The sequence below is a fragment of the Enteractinococcus helveticum genome (genome assembly GCF_001657475.1).
Lineage (GTDB): Bacteria > Actinomycetota > Actinomycetes > Actinomycetales > Micrococcaceae > Yaniella > Yaniella helvetica.
This window is the reverse complement of the sequence record NZ_LXEY01000084.1, coordinates 1-1,422: the sequence shown is the minus strand read 5'-3', so window position 1 is coordinate 1,422 and position 1,422 is coordinate 1. Positions and strand designations below refer to the sequence as shown.

The following is a 1,422-nucleotide window of genomic DNA, read 5'->3' as shown; positions in this document are numbered from 1 at the left end:
GTCCTGCCACGGCAGGCGAGGAGATGGCATACGAAGAAGTAGTCAAGACAAATCTTTCTGAAACGAGCCCTATCAAAAACGGAACTTGCTAAGAGCCGCTGGTCTCATCCCATCCTGACAGATAGGGTAGTGCCCCCACGTGCTTAACGCTCCATGGGAAATGGCGTCGACCAGAAGAGGAACATCGTGAACGAGCCGGATTTTGAGGAATTTTGGCCCAATACTGAGCGCATGCGCAAGGTCTGGCGATACTACCAGTACTCTCCAAAGCTCACCGAAACAGTCCCGGTAGAGCCCGGCCATACGTTACAAGACGCACGTTCATTTGCATGGGATCGGTTAGACGAACGAAGGCTCGTGACAACGTTTAAACAGGTCGCTGACGAACTCGGCAGATCTGCGCCGAATCAACGCGCCCTGCCTGCCTCTCAGGATGAGGCTCACCCCTCGAGGGTGTCATGGCATGATGCACTGCTCGGGGCCGCAGTAGCCGACGGGCTTGACCCCAACGACCTCATCCAACTACTTCCAGATAGTCCCGAGCTGTGAGTGTCGCTTTCGAAGTTCACCATCGATAAACACCAACAGGAGCTCAGGAAGTTGCGTTGCCTTGGTAGTTTCTCCTTCGTAGCTAAAACGTTCGATTATGAAACACAGCAGAGCTCATTAACGGGCTTATTTAATTTGAGTGCCTTTGGGTGAGTTGAGTTTCGGGTTGGGACCGCTGGAGATGCTTACGACAACGCGTTAGCAGAGACAGTCAACGGTTTGTACAAGACTGAACTGATCTACACCCGCCCCGCGTGGCCATCAGCCACCGAGGTGGAATTCGAAACGATGAACTGGGTCCACTGGTGGAATACCACCCGATTGCATGAAGCGCTGGACTACCAGACCCCGACAGAGATCGAAGCCAGCTATCATATGACCCAGGCTCAAGCCCTGAGCCCCGTATAACAAGCGGAACAAAACCCAGGGCGCTTCAGTCGCATGACTCTTAGAACACAAGCACAGCCCTTGATACGACCCAGTCCCTCTCGGATGAGCAGGACACCTGTCTCAGGGCGTGTATGACTCTGGTGTGTTCAGCAGTAGCAGATCAGGCTTCGTATGCGGCGTAGGATAAAGGACACCACCCAAGGAGTGGGTCCGCTGTCATGATTGAACCCTGTGCGCTCGTCAACTTTTTGAGACAGTTGTCTGTGTTTCTTTTTTTGGTTATGCGGCCAAGAGTTCTTGGTCGCAAGATTGGTAGTTGATCCAGGCGTGCATCGGTGGGTGACCACCGGCGCGTACGTTGGGTCGGCGTCGGTTGTACCAGGACTCGATGTAGCCCATAATGGCGGCTTCAGCCTCACGGTGGGTGGCAAACCGGTGGTGGTAGTAGAACTCGGTCTTGAAGTGTGAAAACCAGTTCTCAGC

The 1,422-nt window shown here is 53.9% G+C and carries 2 protein-coding genes and 1 pseudogene; 2 read left to right on the top strand and 1 reads right to left on the bottom strand.

Going from position 1 to position 1,422, the window contains the following annotated elements; all coding sequences use genetic code 11:
• The first annotated feature begins 186 nt into the window (after positions 1-186).
• Both A6F49_RS14655 and A6F49_RS14650 read left to right on the top strand, forming a co-directional pair.
• A complete protein-coding gene (locus tag A6F49_RS14655) occupies positions 187-549 on the top strand; it encodes a hypothetical protein (RefSeq protein ID WP_052499910.1) in 363 nt (120 codons plus the stop codon).
• A 165-nt stretch (positions 550-714) separates the two neighbouring features.
• A pseudogene (locus A6F49_RS14650) lies at positions 715-957 on the top strand (integrase core domain-containing protein); the annotation flags it as partial.
• Positions 958-1,218: 261 nt separating this feature from the next.
• Here the strand turns inward: A6F49_RS14650 and A6F49_RS14645 are convergent.
• On the bottom strand, positions 1,219-1,422 hold a 204-nt coding region (locus tag A6F49_RS14645), incomplete at its 5' end, for an IS3 family transposase (RefSeq protein WP_150119532.1).